General features: G+C 48.7%; 15 protein-coding genes and 1 tRNA gene. 13 read left to right on the top strand and 3 right to left on the bottom strand.

All coding sequences use genetic code 11. The annotated features are described in order from the left end of the window. Positions 1-248: 248 nt before the first annotated feature. The gene (locus IG82_RS06760) at positions 249-779 is read left to right on the top strand and encodes an aldo-keto reductase family protein (RefSeq protein ID WP_052545495.1); all 531 of its coding nucleotides are present in this window, start codon (positions 249-251) and stop codon (positions 777-779) included. Positions 780-1,065: 286 nt separating this feature from the next. Then, positions 1,066-1,569 carry a phosphotransferase gene (locus tag IG82_RS07125; RefSeq protein ID WP_156095259.1) on the top strand — a complete coding sequence of 168 codons (504 nt, stop codon included), beginning with the start codon at positions 1,066-1,068 and terminating at the stop codon, positions 1,567-1,569. A gap of 375 nt (positions 1,570-1,944) precedes the next feature. Here IG82_RS07125 and IG82_RS0100020 read toward each other — a convergent pair. Then, positions 1,945-2,021: transfer RNA gene (locus IG82_RS0100020), tRNA-Arg, on the bottom strand. Between the two features lie 139 nt (positions 2,022-2,160). Between IG82_RS0100020 and IG82_RS0100025 the strand changes: the two genes are divergently transcribed. From IG82_RS0100025 to IG82_RS06770, 3 genes are all read left to right on the top strand, one after another. Continuing rightward, positions 2,161-2,841: a response regulator transcription factor gene (locus IG82_RS0100025; protein WP_052545498.1), complete on the top strand. Its 681-nt coding sequence runs from the start codon at positions 2,161-2,163 to the stop codon at positions 2,839-2,841. Next, the gene (locus IG82_RS0100030) at positions 2,841-4,175 is read left to right on the top strand and encodes a sensor histidine kinase (RefSeq protein ID WP_031933671.1); all 1,335 of its coding nucleotides are present in this window, start codon (positions 2,841-2,843) and stop codon (positions 4,173-4,175) included. The genes IG82_RS0100025 and IG82_RS0100030 overlap by 1 nt, the downstream gene beginning before the upstream one ends. 189 nt (positions 4,176-4,364) lie before the next feature. Beyond that, entirely contained in the window at positions 4,365-6,530 is a 2,166-nt protein-coding gene (locus IG82_RS06770) for an adenylate/guanylate cyclase domain-containing protein (RefSeq protein ID WP_172642837.1), read from the top strand. A gap of 28 nt (positions 6,531-6,558) precedes the next feature. Here the strand turns inward: IG82_RS06770 and IG82_RS0100040 are convergent, their stop codons facing one another. Continuing rightward, positions 6,559-7,059, bottom strand: coding sequence for a peroxiredoxin family protein (locus tag IG82_RS0100040; protein ID WP_168338499.1), 501 nt, complete (start codon positions 7,057-7,059; stop codon positions 6,559-6,561). 76 nt (positions 7,060-7,135) lie between these two features. Here IG82_RS0100040 and IG82_RS0100045 point away from each other — a divergent pair, with 76 nt between their 5' ends. The 4 genes from IG82_RS0100045 to IG82_RS0100060 are packed head-to-tail and all read left to right on the top strand — an operon-like array spanning position 7,136 to position 11,536. Then, on the top strand, positions 7,136-9,397 hold the full coding sequence (locus tag IG82_RS0100045; RefSeq protein WP_031933674.1) for a mechanosensitive ion channel family protein: 2,262 nt from the start codon (positions 7,136-7,138) through the stop codon (positions 9,395-9,397). Positions 9,398-9,432: 35 nt separating this feature from the next. Further along, positions 9,433-9,909: a Fur family transcriptional regulator gene (locus tag IG82_RS0100050; protein WP_082192000.1), complete on the top strand. Its 477-nt coding sequence runs from the start codon at positions 9,433-9,435 to the stop codon at positions 9,907-9,909. An 8-nt stretch (positions 9,910-9,917) separates the two neighbouring features. Continuing rightward, positions 9,918-10,727: a GNAT family N-acetyltransferase gene (locus tag IG82_RS0100055; protein WP_052545503.1), complete on the top strand. Its 810-nt coding sequence runs from the start codon at positions 9,918-9,920 to the stop codon at positions 10,725-10,727. Positions 10,728-10,753: 26 nt separating this feature from the next. Beyond that, on the top strand, positions 10,754-11,536 hold the full coding sequence (locus IG82_RS0100060) for a lysophospholipid acyltransferase family protein (RefSeq protein WP_168338498.1): 783 nt from the start codon (positions 10,754-10,756) through the stop codon (positions 11,534-11,536). A 13-nt stretch (positions 11,537-11,549) separates the two neighbouring features. Here IG82_RS0100060 and trxA read toward each other — a convergent pair whose 3' ends face one another. Beyond that, positions 11,550-11,867, bottom strand: coding sequence for a thioredoxin (gene trxA, locus IG82_RS0100065; RefSeq protein ID WP_031933678.1), 318 nt, complete (start codon positions 11,865-11,867; stop codon positions 11,550-11,552). A 153-nt stretch (positions 11,868-12,020) separates the two neighbouring features. Here trxA and dut point away from each other — a divergent pair, with 153 nt between their 5' ends. The 4 genes from dut (at position 12,021) to IG82_RS0100085 (ending at position 14,769) form a co-directional block, all read left to right on the top strand. After that, entirely contained in the window at positions 12,021-12,473 is a 453-nt protein-coding gene (gene dut / locus IG82_RS0100070) for a dUTP diphosphatase (protein WP_031933679.1), read from the top strand. Between the two features lie 16 nt (positions 12,474-12,489). Next, positions 12,490-13,113 (top strand): lipoyl(octanoyl) transferase LipB, encoded by a 624-nt coding sequence (gene lipB, locus IG82_RS0100075; RefSeq protein WP_031933680.1) that lies wholly within the window; start codon positions 12,490-12,492, stop codon positions 13,111-13,113. A gap of 96 nt (positions 13,114-13,209) precedes the next feature. After that, the gene (locus IG82_RS0100080; protein WP_031933681.1) at positions 13,210-13,818 is read left to right on the top strand and encodes a CvpA family protein; all 609 of its coding nucleotides are present in this window, start codon (positions 13,210-13,212) and stop codon (positions 13,816-13,818) included. 9 nt (positions 13,819-13,827) lie between these two features. Further along, complete coding sequence (locus IG82_RS0100085; protein WP_031933682.1) at positions 13,828-14,769, top strand: L-threonylcarbamoyladenylate synthase; 942 nt, start codon at positions 13,828-13,830, stop codon at positions 14,767-14,769. Positions 14,770-14,789 lie beyond the last annotated feature (20 nt).

Genomic DNA, 14,789 nt, shown 5'->3' on the forward strand with positions numbered 1-14,789 from the left:
GTGGAATCGTGGCACGACATCTGGGAAAGCAAGGCAAAAGAAAAGCATGCGGCTAAAAAAACACACAACCTCGACCTTTTTGATGCGTTGAGAGATGCTTCTCAGGGTATCTCATAAGACTCTTCCTTTGCGCCTATCAGAGCTAGAGCTTGCTTCATCATTCCTTGATCTTGTATTTTACATAACCCTGAAAGATGCTTTGGAGAGCAAGACGAACATAAAGCAAGAGACTTAATGATAAGATTTTTATGACGTTAGAAGAGCTTTGTGCACAGGGCATTCTGAAGGGCTATGGGATAGCTGCGTGGTCTGGCTTTGAGGAGACAGAGGGCGCTGCAAAGCTCGTACCTTCTGACATTCTTGACATGATGTGTGGTGTTGGCTCGGGTCACCACTTTCGGGCGATACAGCTACCTCTCAGTTTGGTAAAAATAAAACCTATCAGTGCTTACTTTCAAAAAAGAGGACCCATTGATATGGCCCTTAGGGAAAAAGTTGACATTTTTGGAAGCTCCCCCCTACACGGAGGGCTTTTGCCGCCTGTATTGAAATCTGCTTTTTTTAAACAACTCGGTGCATTACTGACGGCTGCTGAGGCTTGTTTACTTTTTGCCAAATCTGTTCCTGGAATTTCTGCCACTTTCACAAGCCCGACCTCTGTTCAACAACGACATCAACGTTTCGATGTCTCTAAGTTAGCCCCTCTCTCTGAAGAAAAGAGGCGAAGCATTGTGGGTCTATTGACGAAGCACTCAGGGAAGTACCGTGACGCTTCTTAGCGATTTTCGTCTTTTTCAGAAATCTCTTAACGCCACGCCTCATGGAAAGTGCTGTTATGGTTGGCACCAAAAAAGTGTGGGCCAGGCTATTAGCCTTCCAGGTACAGGTCTTGTTTGGGCACAGGCCACGCATCACCCTTCTTTCCAAGCTGGAGAACTTTTTCGAAGACGCCTCTCTAAAAAAGATCAGATCGCCTGTCTTCGTGCTCCGAAGCTCATTAAGGTTTATACGCAAAACGAAGCTTGCCAAACATGTTGGCTAGAGGCTTTTGTGAAAAGTCCGGCCATGTCAGAAACTGCGACGCCGCAAAATCTAGCCGTTCCTACCGACTCATGGTTTGATAGGCTTGAAAAACAACTCGATTGTCTTTCAGGTGCTCAAACATCTTTTCAAAGTTGTCGTCAAGATTTTGTGACGCGGCGCATTCATGAACGTTACGGCAACCATCTTTGCACCAAAATTAACCATTGGCAGACAATCCATGGGGATATTCACTGGGGCAACGTCGCACAAGATGGGACGCTTTTTGATTGGGAAGGATGGGGCATGGGGCCACGCTATTTAGATTTTGCTTTTCTTTATGGTTACACGGCCTCCTGTCCAACCATGTGTAAGATTTTACGTGCTCGATTTCCCTTTCTCTTTTCTGAGCAGGAGGGCCGCATTTGTCTTTTATTCGTTTGCAGTGAATTGCTGAGAATGTGCGAAAGACATGGAGACCACCCGCATCTCAAGATTCCACTTGAAGCACTTGCACGAACCCTTCTTGTCCAAATGGAATCCACATGAAAATTCACGCAGACCGATGACATAAGAATGCGGTCTGGACATATCATTTTTTGAAAGCCAAAAAACGGGTGATCTTATGGCAATCATTTTGTCAGACCCTTATGTTGTGCACTCCGTTTGTAGTATCTTGACTATTTTACCTAGCCTCATGATGCTTGTGGGTAGTGCTTCTGCATAGCTTATTGAAAACTATTTTTTCCCAGTCAACTAAGTTTTTTTTTGGATCACACACGCGTCTGCATAGCAATATTGGATGCCTGTGTTGGGCTTCTTGAATGGGGGGGTGATCAACCGATTCCGTGCTTAATTTTTGTTTATTTGTTCCCTGATTTGAAATTCTTTTTTAAGAAAAATCCTAAAGGTCTTGGCTCAGGGTGGTGCGCTCGGCGGGACTCGAACCTGCGACCCCAGGATTAGGAATCCTGTGCTCTATCCAGCTGAGCTACGAGCGCGCACGCCTCAAGGTTACTATAAGTGCGTTCGTGGTGTAACCCTTAGGACCAAAAATCTGGCCTTCCCAGCTTGCCAGGGCGGTTGCATGCGGGAGGAGATGTTGTTACCATAAGGGCTTAACCTGGGGGGTTCATCGCCATGCAGCAGCCTTCTTGTCACCACCTTTTGGTTGTGGACGACGATCCTAAATTACGCAATTTGTTGTGCCATTTTTTGGGGCGAAAAGGCTTTTTCGTGTCGTGTGCTGAAGATGTGGTGCAGGCACGTGTGGCCTTAGGCTTGTTTGCCATTGACATGATGCTTTTAGACGTGATGTTGCCGGGAGAGGATGGTTTTTCTTTTTTATCCTCCCAAAAAACCTATCCCCCTGTGTTGTTTTTAACAGCCCGGGGCGGCATTGAAGATCGACTAAATGGCCTCTCTTTAGGGGCTTACGATTACCTACCTAAGCCGTTTGAACCTGAAGAGCTTTTTTTGCGTATTCAATCCATTGTGGGGCGCGTTAAACCTTTGGAAATGGGTGATATGGATGCGGGGCCTTTCAGATTTAACCCACAGCATAATGTGCTTAAGGGCACCAAAGGGGAGGCACCTGTTTATCTCACCGAAGGAGAAGCTGAGCTGTTGTTGTGTTTGATGCGTCACAAAAACAAACCACTAGATCGTGCCTTTATTGCCCAGACCCTCAATCTCCCCGTGTCTATGCGTAGCATTGATGTGCGTATGGGCCGCCTTCGTGCCAAGCTGGGGCAGGTGTGTAGTGTGCCGTGTCTTCAATCAGTACGCGGTGTGGGCTATATTCTCAAGGCAAGTGCCTGATGATGGTTTCTTTGTCTTTACGTCGTTTTTTCCCTCGACATTTTTGGGGACGTTCGGCCTTGATTGTGCTGGTTCCGATTTTTTTGATTCAAATTGTCTCGGGCTATATCTTCTTTGGTCGTCACTGGGAAACCATCACACGCCACCTTTCTGAAGGCATGGCCTATCGCCTGGCTACGGCAGCCCATACATTTGAAACATCCCCCTCTGCGCCAGAGGAGCGGCTTCATGTCATTGAAGGGAAGTGGGGCTTACTGGCTGATCATATGACCGCGATGCCCACCCCCATCCCTCGGGGATATCACGTTTTTCAATCTCGTTTTGAGCGAGCACTTCGGCATCTTTTGCCCTATCCCTACATCCTGCTTATGGGACCTGATATCACCCATGTGTGGATTCAGCTGCCAGGGGATGTGTTAAAGTTGTCGTTTCCCACCAAGCGCGTGTTGGGGAAAACAAGTTTGTGGTGGTTTTTATGGTCGCTCGTATCTGCGGTGCTGTGTGCTATGATTGCTGCTTTTTTTATGCATCGTCAGTTGGTGCCGTTGGCGCAACTTTCACGGCTTGCCTCCCATCTTGAGCGTGGGGGAGATTTGCAGGGTTATTTCGCGCGGGGGGCCCTTGAGTTTCGTCAAATTGGAAAATCGTTGGTTTCACTCTATCAAAAATTGCTCAAGAAAAACAAAGATCAGATGGCGATGTTGATGGGGTTGTCCCATGATCTGCGCACGCCTTTGTCGCGTATGAAGTTACAGTTGGCGCTTTTGGACGAGAAAACGCAAGGCGTGGCCTCATTGCATGAGGATATTTCTCATATGGAGGCAATGTTGGCGTCTTACATCGATTTTTTGAAAACAGGCATGCTGGATGCGCCGCAAAAAGTGGTGGTGCTTGCGTTGGTGTTTCGTGTGCTGAAACGTCTGAACGCTCAGCATAAGAAAAAAATAACCCTCAGCATTCCCAAAGGCTATCGTCTCTTCATCAGCGAACATGCCTTAGAGCGGTGTATTCAGAACATTATGGAAAACGCGCTTTTCTATGCCAAGGAGCGTATTCATTGCTGCCTTGAGGAAGATGAAGATGTTGTGTCTTTTTATGTGGAGGACGACGGTCCGGGGGTGAAGCCTTCGATGCTGGCGTCTATTTTTGATCCCTTTGTGCGTTTATCAGATGAGCGACCGTTAAGAGAGGGCTCCACGGGTCTTGGCCTAGCGGTTGTGCGTAGCTTTGTGCATAATATGGGCGGCGATGTTTATGCGTCTGTCTCCCCTCAAGGCGGTTTACGAGTGAACATGCAGTTTAAGAAGGCAAAATCACAAAAACGAGCATCATAACCCTTCTGCAGAGCGTATCTCACGGGCGTAGCTATGCATGTGTGTAGGCAGGAAACAGCAAAAGTAGTGCTCTCTTTTTCACAAGGGCTACAGTTTTTTTCCTTTTTTCATCAATAATCAGGCCTTGCGCGCTATTTGATGGGTGTGAGAGAGGTCTTTATTTTTTCGCCAAAAACGTTGCCCAGCTTTTTGTCACAAGGATTGATTTTTTTCAGAAAAATTTATGTGATTTTGGTGTGCACCTTCGTAAGCGCCATGTCGTTGAGTGCCCTCTTTCTTTTGTCCTATATGAATGAAGCTTTTATTGATGATTTCACACTGCTAGCAGGTGAGAAGCGAGAAGCTCTGTTTGAATACATCACACAAACGATTCGAGGGCGCTTTAAAAGCTCGGCTTATGTAGGAAAAAGTCTCCAAGGCATTCTTGAAGGACGTTTTTTGGTCAAGCAGCCTTTGATTGAGCCCCTGGTGATTCATTATCTTTCCAATACAAATTTTTTGCGGGGCGTTTCTTTTATTAATCCCCGTGGGGATGTGGTGAACTTTATGAAAGTGAACCAAAAAAATTCTCTCTTCTGGCATTTTTACCTTAAAGAAACAAAGCAAGAGGCAGCTGGCACCTTGCCACAAGCTGCTTTCTTTGCTTCTCAGGTTGATGAAACAGCCTCTGGTGGCAAGGTCACATGGTCATTTTATGGAAAGCTAGGTACAACGCTGCACACGGTCCATACCCATGACCCTGTCCTTTCCTTCAAAGAAAAAGACGCATGGCTTGAGCATACCAAAAAAGCAGCTAAGCCTGCGCTGTCGCCACCCCTTGGATTTGTTTTTGGTGGGGTGGTGATCTTAATTATTTATCCTATTTTTCACAGTCAAACCCGTGCGTTTTTGGGCGCTGTTTCTCTGAATATTGATGTGGAGAAAATTTCAAACCTCTTAGAAAGTCTTTCTATCGGCAATGTGAAAGCGCTGTTTCTGCTCAATAAGAAAGGAATTTGCCTGGCGCATTCTTCCATGGAGCAAGGGTTGTCTTTTTCGCAGAAAGGAGTGATCCCCAAAACGGTGTCGGATCTCCATCCATCTTGGGCGCCAGCGTTTCAGCAGTATCAAGAGAACCCTGATTATGTCTGGGAAAATCATGATAAAGACAGCAAGGTGTTTTTTTTCCCCCTTGAGTCTGACACCGAAGGGTTTCCTTTTTTGGAAGACATTTCGTTGGGCATTGTGTGCGGCAATGACTATCAGCGTTTAGGTTTTTATCAATCACAATGGGAAGCTGGCTTATTGACACTGTGTGTGATTGTGGTGTTCAGCTTGCTGTTGGCACAAATTGTCTTGCGCATTTCACGGCCAATTGAATCTGTGGCTCGCTCTTTGGGAGAATTTGAGCAGATGCGCTTTGAGGTGTCCTCCCACAAACCGTCCTATTTTTATGAAATTGATCGGATCTCTAAAGCCTTTAGTGGTGTGAGCCGCGCCTTAAATGCGTTTGGCAAGTTTGTGCCCATGGTGCTGGTGAGGCAGTTGTTAGGGGCCCGTGAAGAGGCTTTGTTGGGCGGTCACGAAAAACGGGTCACCATTATGTTTTCAGATATCCAAGATTTCACCAGTATTTCTGAGAAACTCGTGCCGCAAGCGTTGGTGAGCAATCTTTCAGAATATTTTCAAGCGTGCACACGCATTATTCAGGATAACCAAGGCACGCTGGATAAATATATTGGCGATGCGGTGATGGCTTTTTGGGGGGCACCGCTTAGCGACAGCCTTCATATTGTGCACGCCTGTCAGGCTGTGTTGACGTGTCATAGCCATCTCAAGCAAATGAACATTGCGTGGGAAAAAGAAGATAAACCCCCCTTTAAAAGCCGATTTGGGTTGTGCACAGGCGATGTGATCGTGGGCAATTTTGGCTCTGATGAGCGGTTTCAATACACCGTCATTGGCGATTCTGTCAATCTGGCCTCACGTCTTGAATCGCTGAATAAAGTGTATGGGACCAAAATTTTGGTGGATGAGCAAACCTACCTTGGGGCAAAAGATCATTTTGTCTTCCGCGTGATTGATCGCGTGGCGGTTAAGGGCAAGGAAAAAGGGGTGTTGGTTTATGAATTGTTGCATACCCGGGAAGGCTTTTCATCCGGCGGCTATTTGGCGGATTTGGCCCTTTATATGGAGCAAGCGTTCACATACTATCAACACCAAGAGTGGTCGCGGGCCCTCAAAAGATATCGCTTCATCTATCAAGGGTTTCACGAGGATTCCGTGGCCAGCCTGTTTGTGGAACGCTGCGAGCATTTTCTCAAATATCCTCCAGGAAAGGATTGGGATGGCATCACGCGTATGCAGAAAAAATAAAGCAAAGGACCCGACCAGGGAAATCGCACTAACGGTTGCTGAGCTGCGTTACCAAATGATCGGCTGAAGACACAGCACAGGTGCCTACGTGAGGCTCCACCCACATGTGTTGGATTGTGCCGTTCTTCGCAGTGAGGGAAAAGCGCTTGGCGCGCCAGCCCAGGCCAAAGGCGGTGCCATCAAATAGAAGATCCATTTTTTCAAGCCACATGCCTTCGGGGTCGGCCAAAAACACTAAGTCTTTTGCCTGCAGAGAATCTTGCCACGCGCGCATAACGAAGGGATCATTTACAGACACGCATACCACGTGGTCAATCCCTTGTGCTTTCAGCTTGGGGTAGGCTGCTACAAAGCCTGGCACATGGTCGGCCGTGCACAAGGGGGTGAAGGCGCCAGGAAGACCAAAGATGGCCACATTTTTGTCTTGCGTGAAGGTGCTGAGGGCCACTTTTTGGGGCTCGCCACGATCAGAAAGCTGGAAAAACATGCCTTCAAGGAGAGAGACAGGGGAAGAGGCGGAAAGGTTCATTGCATTTTTCCTCTTTTTTTTCTCAAAGTTGTCTTTATGATAAAGCAAATCTGGTTCTTCTACCACGCCTATTTTTATGTTTCGCCTTCCTAGGCTCGCTCGCTTCCGTTTTCTTGCGTTTTTTTGTGCGTGGTGCCTGTGTTTAGGGGCAGTGTGGGCTGAGGAAGCGCAACCCAAGAAAGACGCAGACGCCGCTAAACCCATGAAGTTGGGGGGGGTATACGGGGCGTTGTTGTCTCAGGCCTCTGCCTCCTCTGAGGGCAGTTCTACCAAAAAGGCGCCACCGGGGGAGAATGTGTCTTCTGATTTGGCGCGCATTGAAGCCAATTTGGGGGATGTGCAAAAGGCGCTGACATCGATCAAGGGTCGCCTGCCTGAGCAGAAAGAGGAAGTGAAGGGGGCTCCTTTTGTCAAAACCTATGTCTCTTTGTTTGTGCAGTGCCTGGAAGAGCGAAGCATAGAGCTTCAAAAAGGATTGAACGACCTCAGTCGTCATATAAGCGATTTGGTGAAGTGGAAGTTGTCGTGGCGCCTGTGGGTGGAGACGTCCCTTGTGCTCATCAGTTTTGCGGTGACAACGCTGTTGGCTGTGCTCTGTGCTGTGGTGGTGCATTGGTGGTTAACCCGGTTTTTAGAGGGTGATTTGTTGAAATGGACACTGGCGTCTCTTTCATCGCGGCCACGCCTTCAGTCGGTGGTTTCTTTCTTGATTTATGTGTCTGCTGCGTGCTTGCCTTTGTGTGTGATGTTTGTGGTGCAGATCAGCCTCTTTTTCTTGATCGAAGGGGTGACAGATCTGAAAAATGCCATGCTTGCCTTTGCCACGGGCCTGTTTTTGTGGCTGGCATTGTGGCGCATCCAAGGGGTGGTGTTTCGTTATATTCCCTTGTCTTTTTTTAACCCAGGCGGGCAAAAGCGCAAAAAAGCGCTGCTGTTTGATTTGCAGTGTTTTCTATTTTTCTGGATTGTTAACGATTGGATCGTAGAGCTTTTTTCGTTTTTCAAGTTATCACGTGAAGTGAGCATTTTGGTGATGTTTGTCTTTGGCCTGGGGATGACCATCTCGGCCATGGCGTTTGTGCATAATCTTAAGCGCCCCATTTTGCGTTGGATAAAAAACACACAAGAACGTCAATTTCCCTTGCTTACAACAGCCTTTTGGATGTTGTGGAACAGTTTTCCTATCATTCTTTATGCGCTGTTCATTTTTGATGAAGAAAGTTTTCAGCGGTTTTTCTGGCCCCTCACGCTGACGATGTTGTTGTTGCCGCTGATCCCGGTGCTCTATCTTAATTTTCAGCGGTTACGTGTGTGGTATTTAATGAGTCATCGTCATGATGATCACAAATCCTTTTTGTTTCGCTGGCTAAGGACAAAGACGCAAGCCAACCGGTTTTTCTATGTGTTTACCTATGGCGTGACTGGCGTCATGGCCATTGAGCTGTGGGATTTTCGTTTTTTCTATTATCTCAAAGTGACGCTTGGCACCAACATTTATGATCAGCTGGCGGATATCATCTTATTGCTTGTGGGCGCGTGGCTGTTTGTTCACTTTGGGGATCGCATATTGCGCCATTATCTTGAGCCCAAACGTTTGCCCTATGTGACTGAATCATTTTACACCAAAGGGCGTATGCGCACCTTGTTGATGGTGTCGAGAACGGCGTTGCGGGTGACCATGGTGATTACCTTATCGCTGACTGTGCTGGTGCGTCTTCAATATAACATTACGCCCATTGTGACGAACCTGGGTTTGCTGTCTGTGGTGTTCAGCTTCGGGCTTCAATCCTTTGTGAAAGACTTTTTTGCGGGTCTCTTGTGTCTTTTAGATAACAATGTGGTGGTAGGCGATTGGGTGGATATTGATGGCAAATTGGGAATTGTGGAAGAACTGACCTTAAGAATTATCCGGGTGCGCGCAGACAACGGCACCTTGCTGACCATTCCGTTTGGGAATATCAAAATCTTGGGCAATCGCAGCCGCCATTTCTCGTGCGTTTTGATCAACCTTGTGGTGCCGTATGATGAAGATCCTGAGCGTATTCAAAAAATCCTTGAGCGCGCCTATCAAAACTTGCGGCAAAACCGCATTTATCGCTCAAAGTTGGCGGGGCCCATTGAGGTGCGCGGCGTGAACGAAATTCGTGACTATGCGCTTGTGTTTCAAGCACGGATCAAGACCAACCCGGCTGAGCAAGAATTTGTGAGGCGAGGCTATAACCGCATGCTCAAAGAGATTTTGGATGAAGAAGAGATCAAGGTGCCCACACCGCCGTACCCCGTTTTGCGGGACCAATTGTCTACAACCTTTTTGCCTAAACCTCAAGGCTCGGTTTGATTTTTGCCATAAATCAGGGGGGCGTCTTGTGTGTTATGTTGGCATCATGGTACGATAGGCTCAAGGATGGGTGTGAGGCCAATCGTGTGTCTGACTCTTTTGAAAAAGCACTAGAAGCCAAAGGTGTCCAGGTTACGCGGGCGCGCCGACTGATTGCACGCATTCTGTGTGCATCCAATGATCACCCCGATGTTCAATGCTTGCATCGCCGGGTGGTTAAGGAGGATGCCTCTATCAGCATTGCCACCATCTATAGAACCCTCAAACTTTTTCGAGATCTTGGTCTTTTAGAGCGTCATATGTTTGGTTCAGACACGGCGCGCTATGAGCCTGTTTCTGAGGACAAGCATGATCATTTGGTTGATATTGAGAGCAATGAGGTGATTGAATTTCAGGATGAAGACATCAATCGTATGACACAAAAAATTGCAGAAAGCTTGGGCTATCATCTTGTGGATCATAGAATTGAGCTCTATGGTTTTCCCATAGACAAAGCAAAAAACGCAAGGTAGAGACCCCTATGGACACAGCGCATCTTCCCTTTTTTATACAATTTGGCAAATTCCGTGTTTATCTGGCGTCACGGGCTGAACATATTGAAGGTGCACAAAAACTTCGTTATGACGTGTTTTATAAAGAAATGGGGGCCAATGAGAGCGCGTCGCTGGCGCGTGGCCGTGATGAGGACAGTTTTGATGCCTTTGTCGAACACCTTGTAGTGCAAGATAAAGACAAAAATAAGATTGTGGGTACCTACCGTCTTTTGCGCCGAGAAGGGGCTCGTAAACATGGCTCATTCTATACGCAAGGGGAGTTTGATGTGACCTCGTTGCTGGCCATGCCGGGTGAGATTTTGGAAGTGTCCCGTTCCTGTGTGGACCGCGCATATCGCACACAAAGCGTGATGGGTCTTTTGTGGCGCGGGTTGGCTGAATACATTCTCCATTATGATGTGCAATATCTTTTTGGGTGTGGCAGCTTTCACGGGACAGATCCTTCTCAGGTGGCTCATGGTTTGTCCTATCTCTATCATCACCATCTCCTGCCCGAATCTTACAGAACGCGCACATTGCCTCAGTATTTTAAGCCATTGGTGCACATGCCCAAGGAGGCTGTCGACACAAAGAAGGCCTTGGCAGATATTCCCCCCTTGTTGCGGGGATATACACGCATCGGTGGCGGCGTGGGAGACGGCATTTTTATTGATGAAGAGTTCAATACCATCGATGTGTGTGTGGTGGTAGACAGCAACTGTCTCAAGCCTAAGTTTGCTCAACACTTTAATGCCCATAGTGAGCAAACGTCTCGGTTTCCCCTCAACGCAAGCTAGCCATGTTGTCTCCTGTAAGGGCCGCCTTGAGGTTTGCATTCGTGTGGCTGGGCATTCCTTTTTATTTCGTCATCATGGTCTTTGTTTTTGTGATCCATCGGCCGTGGGCACGCCGTTTTGGCATGATGTTTTACAGGTGGGTTTACAAAGTGGTGGGCATCCATGTGTGCGTAGAAGGTGCTCCCTCTATGCGCACCACTGTGTTTGTGGCCAATCATATATCCTACATGGATATTCTTGTGCTAGGTTCTTTGATCAAGGCGGGGTTTATTGCCAAAAAAGAGGTAAAGCGCTGGCCGATCATTGGCTCGGCAGCACGTATGATGGGCACTCTTTTTATCAGCCGCCACAGAAACACGCTGATGAAAGAGTTGAAAGAGCTGACGAAACGTCTCACTCGGGGAGAAAAATTTATTTTATTTCCTGAAGGGACATGTGGTGACGGCGTGAAGATTTTTCCGTTTAAGAGCACGTTTTTTCATATTCTCATGCCTAAAGGGTGTGATATGTGGGTTCAGCCGGTGTCTCTTAAGCTTACCAAGCTTAACGGTTTGCCTATGGCGGATTGCTTTAAAAAACGATACAGCTGGCGGGGGGATCAAACCTTGGTTGCCAATCTGTGGGGGCTTTGTCGCATGGGCTGTGTGCACATCACCGTGTCCTTTGGGCCGGCCCTCAAATCGAGCGACTTTTCTTCGCGCCAAGATATGGCTCACCTTTTGTGGCACCACGTCGCCGGCCTAGACAAACCCCAAGACACCCTCGCCTCTGCGAAGAAAGAAGCTTCTGCCCATCAACAAGCAAGCTGATTGCGCATTACCATTAGATGTGTTTTGTGATCCAGTCTTTCAGGTCATCCTCGGTGTGCTGGCTGCCCACAAGGGTGTCTACCGGATTGCCGTTGTGAAAAATCATTAGGGTGGGAATGGTCATAACGTTGTATTGCCCGGCCACTTCTGGGCTGTCATCAATGTTGACTTTGATGCCTGTGATGTTATCTTGCAGCGATGCCAGCGCTGCTTCTAACGTTGGCATCAGGTTCTGACAGGGTCCACACCATGGCGCCCAAAAATCAACAAGAAAAAAACCCTTGCCCTTCAACACCTCCTGGTCAAAGTCTGCTTCGGTGATGTCACGCATAGTTTTTGCTCCTTCTTGTGAAACCGCGCCGTGTGCGCAAAAAATAGAAAAAAGGGCCACAGGTTGCCCAAGTGACACCTCTCCTATGTTGGCTTATCTTTTGTTGGATCTGTGCTATAGTCAAGACAAATGTAGAGAAAAAGAGGTGGCGCTGTGTCTATTGTGCGTGTGCCCATACAAAGAGTGGGTGAGGGTCTAAACCTTCCGCTTCCGGCCTATGCAACGCCTGGTAGCGTGGGTATGGATCTTTATGCAGCACTGAGCGTGCAGCAAGATATCTCGCCGCGTACGTGGCGTCTTATTCCTGCGGGGATCACACTGGCGTTGCCGCCGGGTTATGAAGGTCAGGTGAGGAGCCGCTCAGGTCTTGCGCTCAAGCACGGGCTGCAGGTACTCAATGCGCCGGGCACTATTGATCAAGATTATCGCGGCGAGGTGAAGGTTATTGTGATGAACCATAGCGATGTCAGTTTTTGCGTGGAGCCTGCCATGCGCATTGCCCAACTGGTGATTGCCCCTGTTGTGCAGGCAACACTGAGTGAAGCGATGCCCTTAAGCGGGGACACACAGCGAGGCCAGGGTGGTTTTGGATCCACAGGACAGTGAGGGTCTCCCTCCCTTTGTGTGGAAGGTATCGCACAAGCCCATAGACTATGCAGAAGCCATGGCGGCAATGGAACGTGATGTTCTTCGTGTGGCTGAAGGCGCATCGCCGCCTTTGGTGTGGCTGTTGACGCACCCGTCTGTTTACACCTTAGGCACCAGTGGCTCTTATGAAGATGTGACAGATACACGCGGTGTGCCTGTGCTTAAAACGGGTCGCGGTGGACAGGTGACCTATCATGGTCCGGGTCAGCGTGTGGTGTATTTTTTGTGCCCGCTAAGGGACAAAGCGCGCACTCTTAAGGATTTGCTCCAGTTTATGGGTGTGTGGGTGGTGGCCACCTTGAAGGAGCTGGGTCTAAGGGCAACCTTTGTGGGCGATCAAGATGTGGGGGTGTGGTGTGAGACGCCGCAGGGCCAAAAAAAGATTGCCTTTATAGGGCTGCGTGTCAGGCAGGGGGTGAGCTATCATGGATTTTCTATCAATGTTTGTCCTGATTTATCCTATTTTCATGGGATACGGCCCTGTGGTTTGGATAAACACCAGGTGACATCTCTGGCGGCGCTGGAAAAAATATCGAAAATGACACTTGTTGATAAGGCCTTATACGCTTCTTTTAGACATCTTTGGCCTTCTTTTTGAATTTTTTTTAAAAAGAGTGTAAAATAGCATATGCTGGTGGTAATTTTGTGTTTGCCGGCGTTGTGAAGAAAACAAAGAGATGAGGGTTATCTCATTATGATCTTTGATGGCCTTGTGTTGGGTGTAATCGCTTTTTTTGTTGTTTTTGGCTTTATGCGCGGTTTTTTGCGCTCACTCACAGGCATTTTAGGGTGGGTGCTGGCGGCTGTTGGGTCCCTTTTGGTGTTGCCTTCGCTGCAGCCGTTGCTAGAGCACTATGTGGGGAATTCTCTCTGGGCTTTTATTGGCCTTGCATGTGCTGTCTTTTTCATCTTTTTGTTGCTCACCTTTTTTATCAGTGACTGGCTGGTGCATTGGGTGCGTATGAGCCCACTCAAACCCGTAGATAGCGTCTTGGGGACTCTGTTTGCGTTTGTCAAAGCCATGTTGCTGTTGTCGGTCACCTACTGGGCCTTTATCCATTTTTATAAATCTGATGATTTGCCGCCGTGGTTGGAAGAAAGCTATACACGTCCCTATCTAGAAGACAGCGTTGATTTTATGAAGAAAACCGTATCCGATATCACTCATGATGAGTCGGCGTCGGTCTTTTTCAAAAGGCAGTTTGGCTTTTTGGAGAAATTGTTGGAAAAACAGGATACCAACGTGGTGGCTGAGCACGGCATGCATTCTTTAGAACACGTGCACAACCATGATGATGCCTAGGCGGGGGTGATGCCTTTATTATTATCGCCAACTCAGGCCAGCGCGTTGCTGAAAGAAGGCGGCATTTGCGCGATTCCGTCGGAAACGGTGTATGGCCTGGCGGGGCATGCTTATCGTGATGATGCGGTGCAACGTATTTTTGAGGCGAAGCGCCGCCCTGCCACCAACCCTTTGATTGTGCATTATGCCGACATCGCGGCTGTCAAAAAGGACACACAGTGGACAGACCTGGCAGAGCGCTTGGCTGCCGCTTTTTGGCCGGGTGCGCTGACGCTTGTGTTGAATCGAGCACCTCACACGCGTCTTTCTGTGCTGGCGGGGGGGCAGGCGCTTTCAACGGTGGCTGTGCGGATGCCGGCGCATCCTGTGTTTCAAGAGATTCTCACACACTGTGGCTTTCCACTCGTGGCGCCCAGCGCCAATGCTTCAGGCTTTTTAAGCTCTACGCATCCTGCTCACGTGCTGCGCTCTTTGCCCCATGTGCCGGTGGTGGGGGGGGTATGCCGCTTAGGCATTGAATCAACGGTGCTAGATGTGCGCGGCCCACGGCCTGTGCTGTTGCGTCCCGGGGGGGTGCCTTGTGAGGCCCTATCAACCCTGTTAGGGGAGGCGGTGACGCGTCGTCCCGGGGATCACAGCTCGCCAGGGCAACATGCGTCCCACTATGCACCGTCAAAGCCACTGCGCCTACACGCCACTTCTGTGCTGCCGGGGGAAGGTGTGCTCAGCTTTGGGCCACAAGCCTGGCCAGAAGCCTCATGGGTGTTTAACCTCAGTCCGCGTGGCGATAGCCAAGAGGCTGCCGCTCGTCTTTTTGAAGGCCTGCATGAGCTGGATCAAAGTCCGTGTCGCGCCATTGCCGTGGCCACGTTACCCCGTGAGGGGGGTGTGTATGAGGCCTTGTGGGATCGTCTCGTGCGTGCGGCAAGGGGTGATGACAACGCAGTGTAAGCGTATAAGGGATAACCACA

Origin of the sequence: Candidatus Hepatobacter penaei (assembly GCF_000742475.1) — a bacterium.
Lineage (GTDB): Bacteria > Pseudomonadota > Alphaproteobacteria > Holosporales > Hepatobacteraceae > Hepatobacter > Hepatobacter penaei.